We start from the raw sequence: 20,147 nt of genomic DNA, 5'->3' as shown, positions 1-20,147 counted from the left end.
ACGGCCCTGCCCGGTCCACTCCCTCGCCCGCGGCGTGAACCTGTGACCCAAGGCCTTCAGGGCCTTGGCTGCTGGTTGGCCAGCAGGTCGGTGCGGTGCTGTTCGAGGTCGGTGACACCGTCGAGGTCCACCGTGATCGTGTACTGGGTGTGGACCCCGTCGGGGCCTGTCTCCGGGTCAAGCTGAAAGTTGTCCGCGAATCCCCAGCTGCCGCCTGTGTAGACGCCCTTGAGGCTGCCGTCCACCGTCCCGACGGCGTCGAAGGGGCCGCCCCGCCAGCGGAAGGTCCAGTGAATCCGGTACCAGGCGTCCAACTGCTCCGGGGCGGCCAGGAAACGCCCGGCGCCCGGGTCCCGGGGATCGGCGACAAGATCCTCAGGCCGGTCATCCCCGGTGGTCAAAGCGATGAGACCCGACGCGTCGGCCTCGGCCGCAGCCGGATACGTCCGCCCGCGGTGGACCGCGTAGACCTTGGGGCGGAAATGGTCGACCTCGGCCAAACGCTGCACCGTGACGTGCAGAGGCTGGAGCAGATCCTCACGGTGCTGCTCCAGCTCGGTGACCTCGTCGCGCGGGAAGACGCCGCGGTAGCGGATGCCCCGGCGCTTGAGGTGCTCCTTGGCGAACTGTTCGTCGGAGCCGAGGTAGTCGCCCGTGAGTTTGGTGGACGTGGCGGCGATGCACTCGAAGAGCTCGCCGTGCCAGCGGAATGTCCACGTCACGGCGTACCAGGCTTCGAGGCGCTCCGGCGCAACCGGGTATCCCACTGACCCGTCGGCGGCCTCGCGCGGCGCGGGCCCTTCGGGTGCGGGACGGCCGGGCTCGGGCAGCAGCTCGACGTACGGCCACAGCCCCACGGCGCCACGGGCCTGGTAGAGCTCACCGCGGAAGACAGCGACTTCGCCCTTGACCGGGGAGGGGTGGCTCGCAGGGTCAGACATAGTCATTCCACAGTCCTTCGTTCTTGTCGAAGAAGCCGACGGCCTCTTCGGAGCCGTCGGCGTGCATACGCCAGATCTCAGCATGGTGGGGGAAGCCGGTGGGCTCGGCGATCCACTCCGGGACACCCCCGCCGGTGTAGCCGGTGCCGAGGAACGGGTCATCCCAGGCCAGTCCCCGGCTCAGGCCGGCCATGCCGGCGACGTGGTCGGCCAGCCCCCGATCGCCGACGGCGCCGAGGCTCGGGTCGGCACGCATGTCGTGCGGTGCCGGGAAGCGCAGCTGGTACGCCTCGGACGCGCCCGGAGGAACGGGGGTCCAGCCGGCCCCGCCGTCGTCGAGAGCGAGCCCATCACGCAATTGGTCCATGCTGCGCAGGTCGGCGGTGTCGCAGCCACGCGCGATGGAACCGCGGAACTCACCGGGATTGAACTTGTCCTTGCCAAGCTTTGTGACGTTGTCCAGGTAGGCCTGCATGGTTTCGGGCGTGACCACCTTGGTCACCATACGACCCTCGTCGAGCTTGATCGCGTCACGGACCCCGACGACCTCGCGGGCCTGCGCCTCGCTCAGCTCGTTGGTCCGGGTGAGCCGGAGCTTGTCATGCTCGGAGTGGTCCAGGCCGCGTGCCCCCAGCTGGTCGTCGAGCTCCTCCTGGTAGCTGGGGCCGTCGCGCAGCGCTCTGTTGCCGTACTGTTCGGCTGCGCCCTCGGCCGCGTCGACCTCCAACTCGGCCTTCGAATCGAGGTCTTGGTGGATGCGGTTGTCGCCACCTGGCAGGACGGTCTCACCGGCCGCCGCACCGGGACCGGCGAGTTCGTGCGCAGGCGAGTCCCGCGCCTCATCAGCCAGGTCCGGACCGTCCATGGCCGGCTCCGGAGCATCATCGGCCGGACCCGAAGCATCAGTCGGCGGCTGCGGGGCCTCGTCGGCCGGAGGCTGAGCTTCGGGTGCTGGTGGGGGCTCCTCGGGTGGTTGCTCGGCAGCGGTGGCTGTGGCGGCAGTCTCGCCGTCGTGCGGCTCGGGCGGATCAGGGGCTTCGTCCGGATCATTCACGTTCTCGGCGTGCGAGGGTGCTTCCGCTGCCTCCTCCTCCGGCGGCGGCCCTTCTGCCTCAGCTGCGGGTGTGTCCTCGGACGCGGGGAGTTCCGGTGCGTCGCCGGACTCTGCCTCGGATCCGGATTCGGACGACTGCTCGGGCTCCCCGGTCTCCGTCGGCTCCGGCGCGTCGTCGGAGGCCTCACCCCCGTCGGAAGGCTCGCCCCCGCCCTTGAGCTCAGCGGGTGGCTCCTCTATCTCCTCTGCCTTCTCGGAGTCCTCCGCTTCCGCCGGCTCCGGCGCGTCGTCGGAAGCCTCACCCCCGTCGGAGGCGTTGCCGCCGGATTCAGGCGTCTGGTCGGGCCGCTCGGGCGTTGATTCGGGCGAGGACGGTTCGGGCGCGTCCTGCGCCTCCGTCGGTTCGGGGGCCTCGTCCGCTCCGGATTCCGACGACGGCGGCTGCTCGGGTGATCGTTCGGTCTCGGTGGGGCGGTCGCTCATGACTCAGTTCTCGTATCGATGTCGGCACCGGCACCGGCATCAGCCTTGGCATTGCTGCGGTACAGACGCACCCACGGCAGCGTCTTCCGCTTCCACGCCGCCTGCGCGAGGTGGATGAAGACGCAGGCGCGGTAGTCGCCGACCGCGTCCGCCTCCGCGCCCGGCGGGGCGACCGCGTCGGCGATGTCGGCTACCCATTCCGCGGTGCGCGACCACCATTCGGCCTGGGCGGCCGACGTCTTGGGGTAGTCGGCGACGCGTTTCTTCAGCTCGGCCCCGTGCTCCGGCCACACCGCGGTCGCCGCCCGTGAGCGGAACGCGCAGCGGTGCCGGCAGCCTTCGCAGTCGGCGAAGGGGGCGAGTGCCGCGTCGACGTCCGGGGTCGCCGCCGCGAATGCGCGGAAGCGGTCGGCCAGTTCCGCGTTGTCGGCGAGCGGTGCCCGGGCCGCCCCGGTTTCCGCGGCCGCCTCGGCCCGTACGTTCGGCACCCGGATCAGGGCCGGCCGGTCGATGCCGTCGTGGTGGGCGAAGGCCTGGAAGGGTTCCAGGGACGACGCGTAGCGCTCCTGGTCGGGGGAGAACCGCATTGTGCCGCCGATGAGCTCCCGGTCCGTGGCGGACGGCAGCCGGTGCATGACCTTGAGGTTCGTGTTCTTGTACGCGTCCTCGACGAGCTTCTCGGGGACCTGCTCGACGATCACCAGGCCTTCCCCGTACTTGCGGTTCTCGGCGAGGGTGTTGGCGAAGGCCTGGGCCGCGCGGGCCTGCGCGTTGCCTTCCTTGCCGTCTCCGCCGGAGGCGACGGGCCGTCCGAGCAGCCGGTGGGCCTCCTCGATGACGGTGACGTGGGAGAGGCCGTCTCCCCGCCGGGTCGCCTTGTAGTGCTCCGTCATGGTCTGCAGGATCAGCGCGGTGACGAGGGACTGTTCCTTCTCGTTGTCGCCTACGCCGGCCAGTTCGATGACGACGGGGCGGTTGAGCAACTCCTCGACGGGGTACGAGCGTGCGCAGTCCAGTGTGCTGCCGCAGGCGCCCTCCGCGAGGGACTCGGCCCGCAGCCTGGACGCGGCGATGATGTTGTCCTTGACCTCGCCGGAGTACCCGAGCTGATCGCACTCTTTGCGCATCTCGGCGATGAAGTCGCGGAGGGTGGGCCACGACCCGGTGTGGGCGGGCGTGGAGATGTCGGTGGGGACGATGCCCTTCCGCGCGTATGTGTTGCGCAGGGACCGGTTGTAGATGGCCGGCAGCGGGTCCCAGAGCCCGAACGCCGCGTCGAAGCAGGCGAGCAGCCCGGCCGTGTGGGTGCTGATCCGGACCCCGTGCGGCACCTCGAAGGGGTTCAGCCGGAACGGCGCCGTCGTCTCGTCGCCGACGGTGAGGACGAGGAGGTCCTCGAAGCCGGGGCGGGTGGCGAGCCAGCGGTAGTCGTCGAGCTCGGAGTTCACCGGTTCGAGGACGAGGAACGGCACCTTGTGGTCCCGCCAGAGCTGCTGGCAGAAGGCCAGAGTCGTGTTGGTCTTGCCGGAGCCGGTCGTTCCGACGAACAGCGCGTGCCGGGTGAGGGACCCCAGTCCGACACCGAGCGGTCCGGCCGGCGCGCCGTGCACCAGCTGGCGGCCGAGTTCGATGGCCGGCCCGTCCGGGCGGTAGTCGGTCTCCAGGGCCATGTCGGGTCTGCGCACCGGGAAGCCCGGCATGTGCCCGTGCACGGCGAGGGGGAGCCGCAGCGCGGCACCCGCCTCCCGCGCATCGACCAGCTCGGGCAGCAGGCGCAGCGGCGGTGACAGCGGTTCGGGCAGCTGCCAGCGCTGGTCGCCGCCCCAACGGGCGTGCTCCAGCGTCGTGATACCGGTCCACGCCGCCGCGAGCTCCGGAGGCGACGGCCGTACGGTGACGTGCGCGGGACCGGTGAAGGTCTCGGTCAGCGTGGTGCCCTGGCCGGGCCGTTCCTGCGGGGAGACCGTGGCGCCGACGAGCTCGGCGAGGGACTCGGGGAGCGGGTTCGGGGAGGCGAGCGCGATGCGGATGCGGAAGGCGCGGTCGGCGTAGCGGCGCGCGGCGTCCGCGTACACCTTCGCGGCGTCCACGGCGAAGTTGTCCGGGGCCAGCTGGGTCGTCGGGCTCCACAGGCCCTCCGGCAGCTGTCCCGGCGTCGCCAGCCGCCCGTAGTGGGTGGCGATCCGGTGCAGCATCGGCCCGAGGTCGTCGGGCACTCGGTACGGTTCGAGGCCGACCGTCAGCATGAGCGGGTACGGGTGTGCCGCGAGCGCCTGCCACAGCGCGTCCCATGGCGGCGCCGCGGCGGTGAACGGCTGCGGGGAGAGGTAGTACTGCACGCCCGCGTCGGGCCGGTTGGGCAGGCCCGTCCGGTAGCGCTTGCGGATCTCGGCCAGGCCGGCCGGGTCGGGGGTGAACGGCGTGAGCCACCGCGCCACTTCGGCCGCGTCCTCGACCGGGGCGGCGTGGACGTGGTGCGGCAGCTGCCCCAGCCGGTCGCGGAGCGCGAGCACCGCGGTCACGGCCGAGTCTTCTGCCGTGGCCGCGCCGTCGCCGCGCACCCGGGCCAGCAGGGCGCACGAGATCCTGCGCTCCGCCGGGTCGGTCAGATAGCGCAGCTCGATGCGGGCGTCGTGGCGGGTGTCCCACTGGCCCGCCAGCCAGGCCGTCTCTGCCGCGACCGCCTTGGTCCGGCGCTCGTCCTCGGTGAGGTCGGCGTACTCCCTGGTCTCGGTGAGGTCGGCGGCGGCCTCGATGCGGACGGCCGCCCAGGCCCACACCGATGTGCCGTCGCCGACGGTCAGGACGCCCGGCGGGGGCGTCCTGTCGGTCTGCTGGTCCATGCCGCTCAGTGGGTCCGCGGTGAAGCGGGGCCGTGGCTGCCGGGTGCTGCCGGGGGCACGGGATGCCCGGTGTGCCCGCCCGGCGCGGGCGGAACCGGCGGCGCGGGCTGCGGTACGGGCCGGGTCGGCGGCGCGACAGGCATGACGGGCGGCCCGGGCGGAGCCGGCGGGCCGGCCGGCCCCTGCCCCGGCGCGGTCATGATGGGCAGGTCCTGTCCGAAGGCCGAGGCGATGGGCACCTCGACGCCCTGGACCGCGATCTCCACGCCTTCCCGGACCGCCGAGTGCACGGCCTCCCGCATGGCGCGCGGCCGCTCGGTGCGGAGCATCTGGTTGACGTCACCGGTGCGGCCCATGAGCCCGCCGACGAGGTCCTTGACATACGTGCCGATGATCACCGCGCCGGGGCGGATGCGCCACATCGTCCAGCCGAGGTAGAGGCTGGTCCCGTACTCGAAGACGGATACGTAGGCCACGTACCGGCCGCTGCTGACGACGAGACGGTTGGTGACCGCCTCCGGCTGCAGGATGTCGCTGCGGATCCGGGACGGCACGGCCGTCACCGGGATGCGGCGGTGGGACAGCGCGCCGTAGATCGCGGCATAGGCGGAGGGCGACGCCTGCGCCTTGTCCTCCAGCAGGGTCCGCCACTCCGAGACGGGCTCGGTGAAGGAGGAGAAGAGCAGGATCAGCCAGAAGACGATGAAGGCCAGGATGCCGCCCACGCTGAAGGCGGTACCGGCCTCTTCGAAGTCGAAGTCGTTCGTCAGCAGGCCGAACAGCCCGCAGATCAGCCACACCAGGGTCGCGGCGAAGGCCGCGGTCGCCCAGTGGCCTATGACCGTCCGGAGCGTGACCGACTCGTCGAAGCTCAGCTCGATCTGCTGGTACTTCAGAGTCTGGTTCCGATAGGAGCCGTTGGGGCCTGTCGCCCCCGAGGCCGCCCAGCCGGCAGGTCCGGCGGTGCCGCCCGGATATGTGCTCATGTCGTACTCCGCATCGGGGTCTGACGTAGATCGTTGATCATTCGGCACGGCAACTTATCCGAATTTCACGCCGGGTAGACCGGTCGAGCCGACACCGGTGAGCAAAAGCACCGAAACGCCGTCAGAGATTGGGGGCTTGCCGGGAGGGCAAAAAAATGAGGCCCAGGTCATTGACCTGAGCCTTCCTTTTATGGAGCGGGTGACGAGAATCGAACTCGCGCTCTGAGCTTGGGAAGCTCATGTTCTACCATTAAACTACACCCGCGTAGATGCCCGTTTCGGGGCGTCGTATCGTCGCACACTCTACCCCATCGAAGGCCCTCGGCGCACGTGCCGTGAGGGTCTCCCTGGCGTGGGTGGGGTCGGTGAGGTGGGTGGGGACGCGGCCTCGGGCGGCGGGAGTTGGGGCGTACCGTAGGGGCGGCAAGTCGGCGGGCGCGGTCGGGAGTGCCGGGTGTGAGTCACTGGAATGCATCCCCTAATGTGGCTTTTGTCTTTCATGTCGTGCCGGAGGCACGGATGAGCAACACCATGGGGAAAGGGAGCTCGATGGAGCGCACCGTCGTTCGTTGTGCCGAAGGGCACGTGTTCAGCACCGCTTCGTTCCCGATGCAGAACCTCGGTCCCGGCCGGCTCGGCCCGGGACGACTGCTCCGCTGCCCGCGCTGTGCCCGGCTGCGGCATTCCGTGCCGGTGGCGGTCCAGAAGCGGTGATCAAGAGGCGCTGAGCGGCTCGCGGGCCCGGTCCGTTCGGACCGGGCCCGCGTTGTCCGCCTTCTCCGCGTATCCTCGACCCGTGCTTCTCTCAGACAAGGACATCCGGGCCGAGATCGACGCCGGCCGGGTGCGCATCGACCCGTTCGACGAATCGATGGTGCAGCCCTCGAGCATCGATGTGCGGCTGGACCGCTACTTCCGGGTGTTCGAGAACCACCGGTACCCCCACATCGACCCCGCCGTCGAGCAGGCCGACCTCACCCGTGAGGTGGTGCCGGAGGGCGACGAGGCGTTCATCCTGCACCCCGGTGAGTTCGTGCTCGCCTCGACGTACGAGGTCATCACGCTCCCCGACGATGTGGCCTCCCGTCTGGAGGGCAAGTCCAGCCTGGGCCGGCTCGGTCTGCTGACGCACTCGACGGCCGGGTTCATCGACCCGGGCTTCTCCGGCCACGTGACGCTGGAGCTGTCGAACATGGCCACGCTGCCGATCAAGCTGTGGCCGGGGATGAAGATCGGGCAGCTGTGCATGTTCCGGCTGACCTCACCCGTCGAGCATCCTTACGGGTCCGCGAAGCACGGCTCCCGCTATCAGGGCCAGCGCGGGCCGACGCCCTCGCGGTCCTTCCAGAACTTTCACCGCACGCAGGTCTGAGCAGGGACAAGGCGAACAGCAACAGTGAGTGACAAGCGCGAGAATCTGACCTACCCCCTCTTCGGGCAGGCCATCCGTGAGCTGGCGCAGACCGTCGCGGACGACGGCTACGAGCCGGACATCATCCTCTCCATCGCACGCGGCGGCGTCTTCGTCGCGGGCGGCCTGGCGTACGCGCTGGACTGCAAGAACATCCACCTGGTCAACGTGGAGTTCTACACCGGCGTCGGCACCACCCTGGAGATGCCGGTCATGCTCGCGCCGGTGCCCAACGCGATCGACTTCTCGAACAAGAAGGTCCTGATCGTCGACGACGTCGCCGACACCGGCAAGACGCTGAAGCTGGTGCACGACTTCTGCCTGGACCACGTGGCGGAGGTGCGCAGTGCCGTGATCTACCAGAAGTCGCACTCCCTGGTGGACTGCGAGTACGTCTGGAAGCGCACCGACGAGTGGATCAACTTCCCGTGGAGCGTGGAGCCGCCGGTCGTCCGGCGCGAGGGTCAGATCCTCGACGCGTAGTTCTTCTGCGCGCAGGCCTTCTGTACGCAGGTCTTCTGCGCGCATAAATGCAGTACGGAAGGGCCCCGGTCGCGTCGGTGCGACCGGGGCCCTTTGCGCATTGAGGAGCGGGCGGCGCTACAGCGTGCCCAGCTTGATGATCGACAGCAGGGCGATCAGCTGGATCGCGGACGCGCCCAGCGCCTTCGGCCACGGCAGGTCGTGCGACTTGCTCACCATCGAGGTGAACAGCGCGGCGGCCGCCAGCCAGGTCGCCCAGCCGAGCACCTGGACGACCGTGCTGTCGCCGCCCAGGAACATCGCGAAGAGCAGCCGCGGCGCGTCCGTGATCGACATGATCAGCATCGACAGGCCGACCGTCGGCTGCCATATGCCGTCGCCGCCGAGCTGCCGGGCGAGGGTGTGGGTGACCGCGCCGAGGATCAGGCCGGAGACCACGACGATCACGCCCGTCATCAGCACCCACGGGATGCTGTTCGCGAGCGTGGCGTTCAGGACGTCCTGGCGGGCCTTGTCGAAGCCGAAGACGGCGAGCAGGCCGTAGACGAAGGTGACGATCACGGCCGGGACCCACACCGCGTGGTCGCGCATCTGCCAGAAGGTGGCGGACGGGCGCAGGACGATGCCCTTCAGCAGCTCCTTCCACGGCAGGCGCGGCCCGGCGGGCGGCGCGGGCATCTGCTGCCCCGCGCGGTAGGTGTCACCGGAGCCGTACGAGCCGTCGCCGTACGAGCCGTCGCCGTAGGGACCGCCGCCCTGCGGGGCGCCGCCGTACGGGCCGCCCGCCTGACCGCCGTCGTACGGGCCGTAGGCGTCCGGGGCCTCGCCGAGGCTGAACTGCTGGGTGTGGCCCGGATTGTCGGCGCTCTGCCCGTAGTGCGGATCCGGGCGGCCCGGGTCGCCGTACTGGCCGTAGCCCTGCTGCGGGCCGCCGCCGAAGTACTCCGGCTCGTCGTGCGCCGGTGGCTGCTGCCACTGCCGACCGCCGCCCTGGCCGCCCGCCTGACCGCCGTACGGGGCCTGGTACTGCTGCCCCGGGCGCTGTCCTTGCTGCGCGGGACCGGGGTCGTGAGAGTCCCGTCCGCGTCCCATCCTGAATCCAGCCACGCTTCGAACGTACCCGCTCCGGAGAAGCGCCGAGCCGGGGCGGGGGAATCGGCCCTGCCATTGCGGCCGTCCTGTGACATCCCCTAGGGGAAAACTCAGGGCCCGGCGAGGTGTGAACGGTGTCGTCGTCAGAAGGTACGCCGTCCACGCCGTACGACGAACGGCCGGTCCCCGCGGGTGTTACGCGGGAACCGGCCGTCGTCAGGGATACGCGATGCGTGCGAGCCGCTACTTCACCGGCTCGGGCTCCGGCGCGTCCACCGGTTCGCCGTCACCTTCCGGCTCGACGGGTGTCTTGACCGACTCCAGCAGGAGTTGGGAGACGTCGACGACCTGGATGGACTCCTTGGCCTTGCCCTCGTTCTTCTTGCCGTTGACGGAGTCGGTGAGCATGACGAGGCAGAACGGGCAGGCGGTGGAGACGATGTCCGGGTTGAGGGACAGCGCCTCGTCCACGCGCTCGTTGTTGATGCGCTTGCCGATGCGCTCTTCCATCCACATGCGCGCGCCGCCGGCGCCGCAGCAGAAGCCGCGCTCCTTGTGGCGGTGCATCTCCTCGTTGCGCAGACCGGGCACCTTGGCGATGATCTCGCGCGGCGGGGTGTAGACCTTGTTGTGGCGGCCCAGGTAGCAGGGGTCGTGATAGGTGATCAGACCCTCGACCGGGGTGACCGGCACCAGCTTGCCCTCGTCGACGAGGTGCTGCAGCAGCTGCGTGTGGTGGATGACCTCGTACTCGCCGCCCAGCTGCGGGTACTCGTTGGCGATGGTGTTGAAGCAGTGCGGGCAGGTCGCGACGATCTTCTTCTTCGCCTTCTCGACCTTCACGCCCTCCTCCGCGTCCTCGCCGAAGGCCATGTTGAGCATCTCGACGTTCTGCTGGCCGAGCTGCTGGAAGAGGAATTCGTTGCCCAGGCGGCGCGCGGAGTCACCGGTGCAGTTCTCGTCGCCGCCCATGATCGCGAACTTCACGCCGGCGATGTGCAGGAGTTCGGCGAAGGCCTTGGTGGTCTTCTTCGCGCGGTCCTCCAGGGCGCCGGCGCAGCCGACCCAGTAGAGGTAGTCGACCTCGGTGAGGTCTTCGATGTCCTTGCCGACGACGGGGACCTCGAAGTCGACCTCCTTGGTCCACTGCAGGCGCTGCTTCTTGGCCAGGCCCCAGGGGTTGCCCTTCTTCTCCAGGTTCTTGAGCATCGTGCCCGCCTCGGAGGGGAAGGAGGACTCGATCATGACCTGGTAGCGGCGCATGTCGACGATGTGGTCGACGTGCTCGATGTCGACGGGGCACTGTTCGACGCAGGCGCCGCAGGTGGTGCAGGACCACAGGACGTCGGGGTCGATGACCCCGTTCTCCTCCAGCGTGCCGATCAGCGGCCGCTCCGCCTCGGCCAGCGCGGCCGCGGGGACGTCCTTGAGCTGCTCCGCGGTGGCCTTCTCCTCGCCCTCGGCCGTCTTGCCGCCGCCCGCCAGGAGGTAGGGGGCCTTGGCGTGCGAGTGGTCGCGCAGCGCCATGATCAGGAGCTTGGGGGAGAGCGGCTTGCCGGTGTTCCAGGCCGGGCACTGCGACTGGCAGCGACCGCACTCGGTGCAGGTGGAGAAGTCGAGGAGGCCCTTCCAGGAGAAGTGCTCGATCTGCGAGACGCCGAACTGGTCGTCCTCGCCCGGGTCCTCGAAGTCGATCGGCTTGCCCTCGCTGACCATCGGCTGCAGCGCGCCGAGCGCGACGTCACCGCTCGCCTCGCGCTTGAACCAGATGTTGGGGAACGCGAGGAAACGGTGCCAGGCGATGCTCATGTCGATGTTCGAGGCCACGGTGATGGCCCAGATCGTCGTCACGGCGAGCTTGATCATCGCGGCGAGGTAGGTGAGGTTCTGCAGCGTCCCGGTGCTCAGTCCCTTGAAGAGCGCGATCAGCGGGTACGAGCTGAAGTACGCGGCCTCGTAGTGGTCGACGCCCTGCAGCGAGCCCTCGAGCCCGCGCAGCACCCAGATGGCCAGGCCGATCACCAGGATCACGTACTCGACGAAGTACGCCTGCCAGGCGGTCGAGCCGGCGAAGCGGGACTTGCGGCCGGCCCGCGAGGGCAGGTTGAGCAGCCGGATGATGATCAGCGCGAGCGCGCCGAGGCCCGTCGCGGGGCCGATGAACTCGATGTAGAGCTCGTACGGCAGCCAGGTGCCGATGAACGGGATCGTCCAGTCGGCCTTGAACAGCTGGCCGTAGGCGGTGAGGATCGTGCCGCCCAGCGTGAGGAAGCCGACGGCCACGAACCAGTGGGCGACGCCGACGATCCCCCACTTGTTCATCCGGGTGTGACCGACGAACTCCTTGCCCACGGTGACCGTGCGGCGGCCGGGTTCGTCGACGCGGGCACCTGCCGGAAGCGGGGCACCGAGCCTGAAGAACTTGATGAACTGCGCGACGGCGCGGCCGAACAGCGCCACGGCGACCGCAGTGAGAACCAGCACCACGATGATCGCGGCGAGTTGCATGGCGGGCTCCTCGAACCTGCGAGAGCGAATTACTAATCAGTAACTTATCCGGTCTGTACGAGACTACTCACTCGCGCGCCCCCGATATAGGCGCACCGCCGGTGATCTGTGTCGCTCGGGCACCCCTCCGCGGCCCTGTTCCGGGCGGCCGTCGCCCCTCGCCCTGCGCATAAGGCCCGCATAAGAGTTGAGTGGGCCCGACTCATGTCCGTTGACAGCGGGAGATCCGTGTTGCACCCTTGAGTCTGTTCCACTCAAGTCAGCTGGAGGAATCGACATGGCACGTGCGGTCGGCATCGACCTGGGTACGACGAACTCCGTCGTCAGTGTTCTCGAGGGCGGTGAGCCCACCGTCATCACCAACGCCGAGGGCGCCAGGACCACGCCGTCCGTCGTCGCCTTCGCGAAGAACGGTGAGGTGCTGGTCGGCGAGGTCGCCAAGCGTCAGGCCGTCACCAACGTCGACAGGACGATCCGGTCGGTCAAGCGCCACATGGGCACCGACTGGAAGATCAACATCGACGGCAAGGACTTCAACCCGCAGCAGATGAGCGCCTTCATCCTGCAGAAGCTCAAGCGGGATGCCGAGGCCTACCTTGGCGAGAAGGTCGTCGACGCGGTCATCACCGTCCCGGCGTACTTCAACGACTCCGAGCGTCAGGCCACCAAGGAGGCCGGTGAGATCGCGGGCCTCAACGTCCTGCGCATCGTCAACGAGCCGACCGCGGCCGCCCTGGCCTACGGCCTCGACAAGGACGACCAGACCATCCTGGTCTTCGACCTCGGTGGCGGCACCTTCGACGTCTCGCTGCTGGAGATCGGCGACGGCGTCGTCGAGGTCAAGGCGACCAACGGTGACAACCACCTCGGTGGTGACGACTGGGACCAGCGCGTCGTCGACTACCTGGTCAAGCAGTTCCAGAACGGTCACGGCGTCGACCTGTCCAAGGACAAGATGGCCCTCCAGCGCCTCCGCGAGGCCGCTGAGAAGGCGAAGATCGAGCTGTCCTCGTCCACCGAGACCTCGATCAACCTGCCCTACATCACGGCCTCCGCCGAGGGCCCGCTGCACCTGGACGAGAAGCTCACGCGCGCCCAGTTCCAGCAGCTGACCGCGGACCTGCTGGAGCGCTGCAAGACGCCGTTCCACAACGTCATCAAGGACGCGGGCATCAACCTGTCCGAGATCGACCACGTGGTCCTGGTCGGCGGTTCCACCCGTATGCCTGCCGTCGCCGAGCTCGTCAAGGAGCTGACCGGCGGCAAGGAGGCCAACAAGGGTGTGAACCCGGACGAGGTCGTCGCCATCGGCGCCTCGCTCCAGGCCGGTGTCCTCAAGGGCGAGGTCAAGGACGTCCTGCTGCTCGACGTCACCCCGCTGTCCCTCGGTATCGAGACCAAGGGCGGCATCATGACCAAGCTGATCGAGCGCAACACCACAATCCCGACGAAGCGCTCCGAGATCTTCACGACGGCCGAGGACAACCAGCCGTCCGTGCAGATCCAGGTCTACCAGGGCGAGCGCGAGATCGCGGCGTACAACAAGAAGCTCGGCATGTTCGAGCTGACCGGCCTGCCGCCGGCCCCGCGTGGCGTCCCGCAGATCGAGGTCTCCTTCGACATCGACGCCAACGGCATCATGCACGTGACCGCGAAGGACCTGGGCACGGGCAAGGAGCAGAAGATGACCGTCACCGGCGGCTCCTCGCTCGCCAAGGACGAGGTCGACCGCATGCGCCAGGAGGCCGAGCAGTACGCGGAGGAGGACCACCGCCGCCGCGAGGCCGCCGAGACCCGTAACCAGGGCGAGCAGCTCGTCTACCAGACCGAGAAGTTCCTCAAGGACAACGAGGAGAAGGTCCCGGCCGAGGTCAAGACCGAGGTCGAGACCGCCGTCGGTGAGCTGAAGGAGAAGCTCAAGGGCGAGGACACGGCCGAGATCCGCACCGCGACCGAGAAGGTCGCCGCGGTCAGCCAGAAGCTGGGCCAGGCGATGTACGCCGACGCGCAGGCCGCCCAGGGTGCCGCGGGCGCCGAGGGTGCCGCCGGTGCGGGCCAGCCCAAGGCCGAGGACGACGTCGTGGACGCCGAGATCGTCGACGACGAGAAGCCCAAGGGCGGTGCGGCGTGACCGAGGAGACCCCGGGTTTCGACGAGAAGCCTGAAGTCCCCTCCGACGCCACCCCCGAAGACGCGGCGCAGGGCGCCGGGTCCGCCGACCAGGCGGGCCCGGCCCCGGCCGGGGAAGAACTGGTCGAGGTAGGGCTCCAGGCACAGCTGGACCAGGCCCAGTCGGCGCTCAACGAGCGCACGGCGGACCTCCAGCGGCTCCAGGCCGAGTACCAGAACTACCGCCGCCGGGTGGAGCGGGACCGGGCCACGGTCAAGGAGATCGCCGTCGCGAACCTCCTGGCCGAGCTCCTCCCCACGCTCGACGACGTCGGCCGCGCCCGTGATCACGGCGAGCTGGTGGGCGGCTTCAAGTCCGTCGCCGAGTCGCTGGAGACGGTCGTCGCCAAGATGGGCCTCCAGCAGTTCGGCAAGGAGGGCGAGCCCTTCGACCCGCTGGTGCACGAGGCGCTGATGCACAGCTACGCGCCGGACGTCACCGAGACCACGTGCGTGCAGATCCTGCAGCCGGGGTACCGGATCGGCGAGCGGACGATCCGCCCCGCGCGGGTCGCCGTCGCCGAGCCCCAGCCGGGCGCCCAGAAGGGCGACGGCGAGGGCGACGAGCCGGCCGAGGAGAGCGGTGGCCCGGACAAGGGCTGACGCCATGACCGACCGCAGTGACCGGAAGGAGGGACGCCGGGGATGAGCACCAAGGACTTCGTCGAGAAGGACTACTACAAGGTCCTCGGCGTGCCCAAGGACGCCACCGAGGCCGAGATCAAGAAGGCGTACCGGAAGCTCGCCCGCGAGAACCACCCGGACGCCAACAAGGGCGACGCCAAGGCCGAGGAGCGCTTCAAGGAGATCTCCGAGGCGAATGACGTCCTCGCCGACCCCAAGCGCCGCAAGGAGTACGACGAGGCGCGCGCCCTCTTCGGCAGCGGTGGCTTCCGTCCCGGTCCGGGCGGCGCGGGCGGCGGTTCCTTCAACTTCGACCTGGGCGACCTCTTCGGGGGCGCCCAGGGCGGGGGCGGGGCGGGCGCCGGCGGTTTCGGCGGCGGCCTCGGGGATGTCTTCGGCGGCCTGTTCAACCGCGGCGGCGGCACGCGCACGCAGCCGCGGCGCGGCCAGGACATCGAGTCCGAGGTGTCGCTCAGCTTCACCGAGGCGGTCGACGGGGCCACGGTCCCGCTGCGCATGTCCTCCTCCGCGGCGTGCAAGACGTGCTCCGGCACGGGCGACAAGAACGGCACCCCGCGGGTCTGCCCGACCTGCGTCGGCACCGGCCAGGTGTCGCACGGCTCGGGCGGCGGCTTCTCGCTGACCGACCCCTGCCCCGACTGCAAGGGCCGCGGGCTGATCCCGGAGAACCCCTGCGACGTCTGCAAGGGCAGCGGCCGGGCCACGTCCTCCCGCACCATGCAGGTGCGCATCCCGCCGGGCGTCTCCGACGGCCAGCGGATCCGGCTGCGCGGCAAGGGCGCCCCGGGCGAGCGCGGCGGTCCGAACGGCGATCTGTACGTCGTCGTCCACGTCGACAGCCACCCCGTCTTCGGGCGCAAGGGCGACAACCTCACCGTCACCGTGCCGGTCTCCTTCGCGGAGGCGGCGCTCGGCGGCGAGGTGAAGGTTCCGACGCTCGGTGGCCCCCCGGTCACCCTCAAGCTGCCGGCGGGCACGCCCAACGGCCGTACGATGCGCGCCCGGGGCAAGGGCGCGGTGCGCAAGGACGGCACCCGCGGCGACCTCCTGGTCACCGTCGAGGTGGCCGTGCCCAAGGAGCTCGACGACAAGGCGCGGGAGGCCCTCGCGGCCTACCGCGAGGCGACGGCGGGCCAGGACCCTAGGGCCGAGCTGTTCCAGGCCGCGAAGGGAGCATGAGATGGACGGCCGACGACGGCGCTTCGAACCAGCACAGCCTTTCCAGCTGACCGACGAGTCGCCGGTCTACGTCATCTCCGTCGCCGCGCAGCTGTCGGGTCTGCACCCGCAGACGCTGCGGCAGTACGACCGGCTCGGCCTGGTCTCCCCCGACCGCACGGCCGGGCGCGGCCGCCGCTATTCGGCGCGCGACATCGAACTGCTGCGGCAGGTCCAGCAGCTGAGCCAGGACGAGGGCATCAACCTCGCCGGGATCAAGCGCATCATCGAGCTGGAGAACCAGGTGTCCGCGCTCAAGGCGCGCGTCGCCGAGCTCCAGGGCATGGTCGAGGGCGCCGCCTCGGCCATGCAGCAGCGCGAGGCCGCGGTGCACGCGTCCTACCGCCGCGACCTGGTTCCGTACCAGGACGTGCAGCAGACGAGCGCGCTCGTGGTCTGGCGTCCCAGACGCGACCAGGGATGAGTACGGCAAGGGGCCCGGAGAGCGACTGCTCTCCGGGCCCCTTGCCATGTCGCTCAGCCGGTGAGGCGGAGGCGGACCTCCAGCTCGTGCTCGCCCGGTACGGTGCCGCGGCTCTCCACGGCGAAGGCCGTGGCCAGCTCCTCCTGGACCTGGCGCACGGGGTCCGCGGCGCCGAAGAGGTCGACCTCGACCGGGCCGGTCAGCGGGACCGCCGTCGCCACCGCCGACGGCGCGTGGCGGGTGCGGGCGTCGACGACCATGCACCACACCATGGGGTGCTCCGGCCCCGCGGCGCTGGTCTCGCTGCGCGGCGGCCCGGCGCCCTCGGGGAACGCGGCCTCCAGGGCGCGGAACACCGCGCCCGCGTCCTGGTGTCCGCAGCCGGTCAGATGGACGCTGACGTGATCCGCGCTCTCGGGGCCGCTCATGACGTGGGTACTCCTCTGTGCCGTCGGGTCTTCGCCGTCGTGACGACCGTCACCCCGACCGTACGAGCGGCCGCGCCGTGCGGCATCAGCACAGGGCCAACCGGGGTCCGTCAGACCAGACCCAGCGCCTTGGTGACGGTGATCTCGACGAGGACGCGGTCGGGGTTGGGGGCGGGCGTCCGGCCGTACCGCTCGGCGTACCGGGCGACGGCGTCCGCGACCGCCTCCGCCTCGGTGCGGACGACGGCGACGCCCTCCAGCGTGGCCCAGCGCCGCTCGCCTGTCTGGCACACCGCGACCCGCGCGCCGTCCGGGCCGGCGTCCAGGATGTTCGCGATCTTGCGGCTGCCCTTGTTGGTGATGACCCGGGCGATCCCGGTCTCGTGGTCGAAGGTGACGCCCACGGGCACGAGGTGCGGGCTGCCGTCGGGGCGGGAGGTGGTGAGGGTGCAGATGTGCCGCTCCCGCCAGAACTCGACGTAGGCGGGGGAGAGGTCGCGCAGATCGTGGGCCATGGAGGGAAGGGTAGTTGGGGCCGGCCGACGCGCGGGAGGCCCCTCGCGGCCGGACCATGGGAAGGGGCGCGGTCCGGGAAGCGGGCGCAACCATGATCCACTTCTTGGGCGTGCTGGCCAGAACAAGGTTGAGTGGAATAGGCTCAACTTATCGCACGTTGGCTGAAGCAGGACAGCCATCGGAGCAGCACAGAGGAGGAGCGCACAGTCGTGGATGCCGAGCTGACCAACAAGAGCCGTGAGGCGCTGAGCGGTGCCAGTGAGCGGGCCGTGTCGGCAGGGCATGCCGACATGACCCCCGCGCACCTGCTGCTCGCCCTCCTCGCGGGCCAGGACAACGAGAACGTGATGGACCTGCTCGCCGCCGTCGAGGCCGACGCCGCGGGCTTGCGCTCCGGTGCCGAGCGGGAGCTCGCCGGGCTGCCGAGCGTGCAGGGCTCGACGGTCGCGCCGCCGCAGCCCAACCGCGAGCTGCTGGCCGTCATCGCCGACGCCTCGCAGCGCGCCCGCGAGCTGGGCGACACCTACATCTCCACCGAGCACCTGCTCATCGGCCTCGCCGCCAAGGGCGGCCGCACCGGCGAGCTGCTGGCAGGGCAGGGCGCGTCCGCGAAGAAGCTGCTGGACGCCTTCGAGACGGCGCGCGGCGGGCAGCGGGTGACGTCCCCGGACCCGGAGGGCACGTACAAGGCGCTGGAGAAGTTCGGCCAGGACCTCACCGCCGCGGCCCGCGAGGGCCGGCTCGACCCGGTCATCGGCCGGGACACCGAGATCCGCCGTGTGGTGCAGGTGCTCTCCCGCCGCACGAAGAACAACCCCGTCCTCATCGGCGAGCCGGGCGTCGGCAAGACCGCCGTCGTGGAGGGGCTGGCCCAGCGGATAGTCAAGGGCGACGTCCCCGAATCGCTGCGCAACAAGCGCCTGGTCTCCCTCGACCTCGGCGCGATGGTCGCGGGCGCGAAGTACCGCGGCGAGTTCGAGGAACGCCTCAAGACCGTCCTGGCCGAGATCAAGTCCAGTGACGGCCAGATCATCACCTTCATCGACGAGCTGCACACCGTCGTCGGCGCAGGCGCCGGCGGCGACTCCGCCATGGACGCCGGCAACATGCTCAAGCCGATGCTGGCCCGCGGCGAGCTGCGCATGGTCGGCGCCACCACGCTGGACGAGTACCGCGAGCGGATCGAGAAGGACCCCGCCCTGGAACGCCGCTTCCAGCAGGTCCTGGTCGCCGAGCCCTCCGTCGAGGACTCCATCGCCATCCTGCGCGGGCTCAAGGGCCGCTACGAGGCCCACCACAAGGTCCAGATCGCCGACTCCGCCCTCGTCGCCGCCGCCACCCTCTCCGACCGCTACATCACCTCCCGCTTCCTGCCCGACAAGGCCATCGACCTCGTCGACGAGGCCGCCTCCCGGCTGCGCATGGAGATCGACTCCTCACCCGTGGAGATCGACGAGCTCCAGCGCGCCGTCGACCGGCTGAAGATGGAGGAACTCGCCCTCTCCAAGGAAGTGGACGAGGCCAGCAAGCAGCGCCTGGCCAAGCTGCGCCGCGACCTCGCCGACAAGGAGGAGGAGCTGCGGGGCCTGACCGCCCGCTGGGAGAAGGAGAAGCAGTCCCTCAACCGGGTGGGCGAGCTCAAGGAACGCCTCGACGACCTGCGCGGCCAGGCCGAGCGCGCCCAGCGCGACGGCGACTTCGACACCGCCTCCAAGCTCCTCTACGGCGAGATCCCCGGCCTGGAGCGCGAGCTCGCGGCCGCCGCGGAGGCCGAGGCCGAGCAGGAGGCCGCCACCCGCGACCTCATGGTCAAGGAAGAGGTCGGCCCGGACGACATCGCCGACGTCGTCGCCTCCTGGACCGGCATCCCCGCCGGCCGCCTGCTGGAGGGCGAGACACAGAAGCTGCTGCGCATGGAGGAAGAGCTCGGCAAGCGCCTGATCGGCCAGGAGGAGGCCGTACGGGCCGTCTCCGACGCCGTGCGCCGCTCCCGCGCGGGCGTCTCCGACCCCGACCGCCCCACCGGCTCCTTCCTCTTCCTCGGCCCCACAGGCGTCGGCAAGACCGAGCTGGCCAAGGCACTCGCGGACTTCCTCTTCGACGACGAGCGGGCCATGGTCCGCATCGACATGTCGGAATACAGCGAGAAGCACTCGGTCGCCCGGCTCGTCGGCGCCCCGCCCGGCTACGTCGGCTACGAGGAAGGCGGCCAGCTCACCGAGGCCGTACGCCGCCGCCCCTACACCGTCGTGCTCCTGGACGAGGTCGAAAAGGCCCACCACGAGGTCTTCGACATCCTGCTCCAGGTCCTGGACGACGGACGGCTCACCGACGGCCAGGGACGCACGGTCGACTTCCGCAACACCATCCTGATCCTGACCTCCAACCTCGGTTCCACCTATCTGGTGGATCCGCTGCTCAAGGAGGACCAGAAGAAGGAGAAGGTGCTGGAGACCGTCCGTGCCTCCTTCCGCCCCGAATTCCTCAACCGCCTCGACGACCTCGTGGTCTTCCACGCCCTCGGCACCGGCCAGCTGGAGCGGATCGCCGCGATCCAGATCGCCCACCTCCAAAAACGCCTCGCCGACCGCCGCCTCACCCTCGACGTCACCGAGCCCGCCCTGCGCTGGCTCGCCACCCTCGGCAAGAACCCGGACGCCACCGACGGCACCGCACCCGACCTCAGCTACGGCGCCCGCCCGCTGCGCCGCCTGGTGCAGACGGCCATCGGCGACCGCCTCGCGCGGGCGATCCTGGCCGGTGACATCCGCGAGGGCGACACTGTAAGGGTGGACGTCGCCCCGGCCGGGGACGGTCTGACAGTGGGGCCGGAGCGGCAGGACGCGCTCGCGGGTCCGTCACCGGCGGCGTGATCCCAGGGGGCGGGGGTTGCCAGCCCCCGCCCGGGATGGGGGAGGATGGCGGGAACCGTACGAAGGGAAATTC

At 70.1% G+C, this 20,147-nt stretch carries 15 protein-coding genes and 1 tRNA gene; 7 read left to right on the top strand and 9 right to left on the bottom strand.

Translation table 11 applies throughout. The annotated features are described in order from the left end of the window. Positions 1-56: 56 nt before the first annotated feature. From ABD269_RS14490 to ABD269_RS14470, 5 genes are all read right to left on the bottom strand, one after another. Entirely contained in the window at positions 57-947 is an 891-nt protein-coding gene (locus tag ABD269_RS14490; protein WP_344118233.1) for a hypothetical protein, read from the bottom strand. After that, the gene (locus tag ABD269_RS14485) at positions 934-2,478 is read right to left on the bottom strand and encodes a hypothetical protein (protein ID WP_344118232.1); all 1,545 of its coding nucleotides are present in this window, start codon (positions 2,476-2,478) and stop codon (positions 934-936) included. The genes ABD269_RS14490 and ABD269_RS14485 overlap by 14 nt, the downstream gene beginning before the upstream one ends. Further along, on the bottom strand, positions 2,475-5,321 hold the full coding sequence (locus tag ABD269_RS14480) for an ATP-binding protein (protein ID WP_344118231.1): 2,847 nt from the start codon (positions 5,319-5,321) through the stop codon (positions 2,475-2,477). Before ABD269_RS14480 ends, ABD269_RS14485 begins: the two co-directional genes overlap by 4 nt. Positions 5,322-5,326: 5 nt before the next feature. Next, positions 5,327-6,307 carry a hypothetical protein gene (locus tag ABD269_RS14475; RefSeq protein WP_344118230.1) on the bottom strand — a complete coding sequence of 327 codons (981 nt, stop codon included), beginning with the start codon at positions 6,305-6,307 and terminating at the stop codon, positions 5,327-5,329. A 191-nt stretch (positions 6,308-6,498) separates the two neighbouring features. Then, positions 6,499-6,572 (bottom strand) — tRNA-Gly (locus ABD269_RS14470). 531 nt (positions 6,573-7,103) lie between these two features. Between ABD269_RS14470 and dcd the strand changes: the two genes are divergently transcribed. Further along, a complete protein-coding gene (gene dcd, locus ABD269_RS14460) occupies positions 7,104-7,679 on the top strand; it encodes a dCTP deaminase (RefSeq protein WP_071962992.1) in 576 nt (191 codons plus the stop codon). 24 nt (positions 7,680-7,703) lie between these two features. After that, positions 7,704-8,201, top strand: coding sequence for a phosphoribosyltransferase (locus ABD269_RS14455; protein WP_116212739.1), 498 nt, complete (start codon positions 7,704-7,706; stop codon positions 8,199-8,201). A 117-nt stretch (positions 8,202-8,318) separates the two neighbouring features. Here ABD269_RS14455 and ABD269_RS14450 read toward each other — a convergent pair whose 3' ends face one another. Together ABD269_RS14450 and ABD269_RS14445 are read right to left on the bottom strand one after the other, a co-directional pair. Continuing rightward, positions 8,319-9,293: a Yip1 family protein gene (locus ABD269_RS14450; RefSeq protein ID WP_344118440.1), complete on the bottom strand. Its 975-nt coding sequence runs from the start codon at positions 9,291-9,293 to the stop codon at positions 8,319-8,321. A gap of 243 nt (positions 9,294-9,536) precedes the next feature. Continuing rightward, positions 9,537-11,801 (bottom strand): (Fe-S)-binding protein, encoded by a 2,265-nt coding sequence (locus ABD269_RS14445; protein WP_344118229.1) that lies wholly within the window; start codon positions 11,799-11,801, stop codon positions 9,537-9,539. Positions 11,802-12,078: 277 nt separating this feature from the next. Between ABD269_RS14445 and dnaK the strand changes: the two genes are divergently transcribed. From dnaK to ABD269_RS14425, 4 genes are read left to right on the top strand one after another with little or no spacing between them, the layout of a single operon-like run. Further along, the gene (gene dnaK, locus ABD269_RS14440; RefSeq protein ID WP_301886386.1) at positions 12,079-13,932 is read left to right on the top strand and encodes a molecular chaperone DnaK; all 1,854 of its coding nucleotides are present in this window, start codon (positions 12,079-12,081) and stop codon (positions 13,930-13,932) included. Further along, on the top strand, positions 13,929-14,573 hold the full coding sequence (gene grpE / locus ABD269_RS14435) for a nucleotide exchange factor GrpE (protein ID WP_301886387.1): 645 nt from the start codon (positions 13,929-13,931) through the stop codon (positions 14,571-14,573). The genes dnaK and grpE overlap by 4 nt, the downstream gene beginning before the upstream one ends. Before the next feature lie 42 nt (positions 14,574-14,615). After that, entirely contained in the window at positions 14,616-15,794 is a 1,179-nt protein-coding gene (gene dnaJ, locus ABD269_RS14430; protein ID WP_301886388.1) for a molecular chaperone DnaJ, read from the top strand. Between the two features lies 1 nt (position 15,795). Further along, on the top strand, positions 15,796-16,257 hold the full coding sequence (locus ABD269_RS14425) for a heat shock protein transcriptional repressor HspR (RefSeq protein WP_301886389.1): 462 nt from the start codon (positions 15,796-15,798) through the stop codon (positions 16,255-16,257). 53 nt (positions 16,258-16,310) lie between these two features. On the opposite strand, the gene ABD269_RS14420 is transcribed toward ABD269_RS14425, so the two are convergent. Together ABD269_RS14420 and ABD269_RS14415 are read right to left on the bottom strand one after the other, a co-directional pair. Next, complete coding sequence (locus ABD269_RS14420; RefSeq protein WP_301886390.1) at positions 16,311-16,685, bottom strand: hypothetical protein; 375 nt, start codon at positions 16,683-16,685, stop codon at positions 16,311-16,313. A 110-nt stretch (positions 16,686-16,795) separates the two neighbouring features. Beyond that, a complete protein-coding gene (locus tag ABD269_RS14415) occupies positions 16,796-17,200 on the bottom strand; it encodes a pyridoxamine 5'-phosphate oxidase family protein (protein ID WP_344118228.1) in 405 nt (134 codons plus the stop codon). A 210-nt stretch (positions 17,201-17,410) separates the two neighbouring features. On the opposite strand from ABD269_RS14415, the gene clpB reads away from it, so the two are divergent. After that, positions 17,411-20,074 carry an ATP-dependent chaperone ClpB gene (gene clpB / locus ABD269_RS14410; protein ID WP_344118227.1) on the top strand — a complete coding sequence of 888 codons (2,664 nt, stop codon included), beginning with the start codon at positions 17,411-17,413 and terminating at the stop codon, positions 20,072-20,074. The last annotated feature ends 73 nt before the right edge of the window (positions 20,075-20,147 follow it).

Origin of the sequence: Streptomyces blastmyceticus, from assembly GCF_039521185.1 — a bacterium.
Taxonomy (GTDB): domain Bacteria; phylum Actinomycetota; class Actinomycetes; order Streptomycetales; family Streptomycetaceae; genus Streptomyces; species Streptomyces blastmyceticus.
This window is presented reverse-complemented; position numbering and strand designations above follow the sequence as displayed.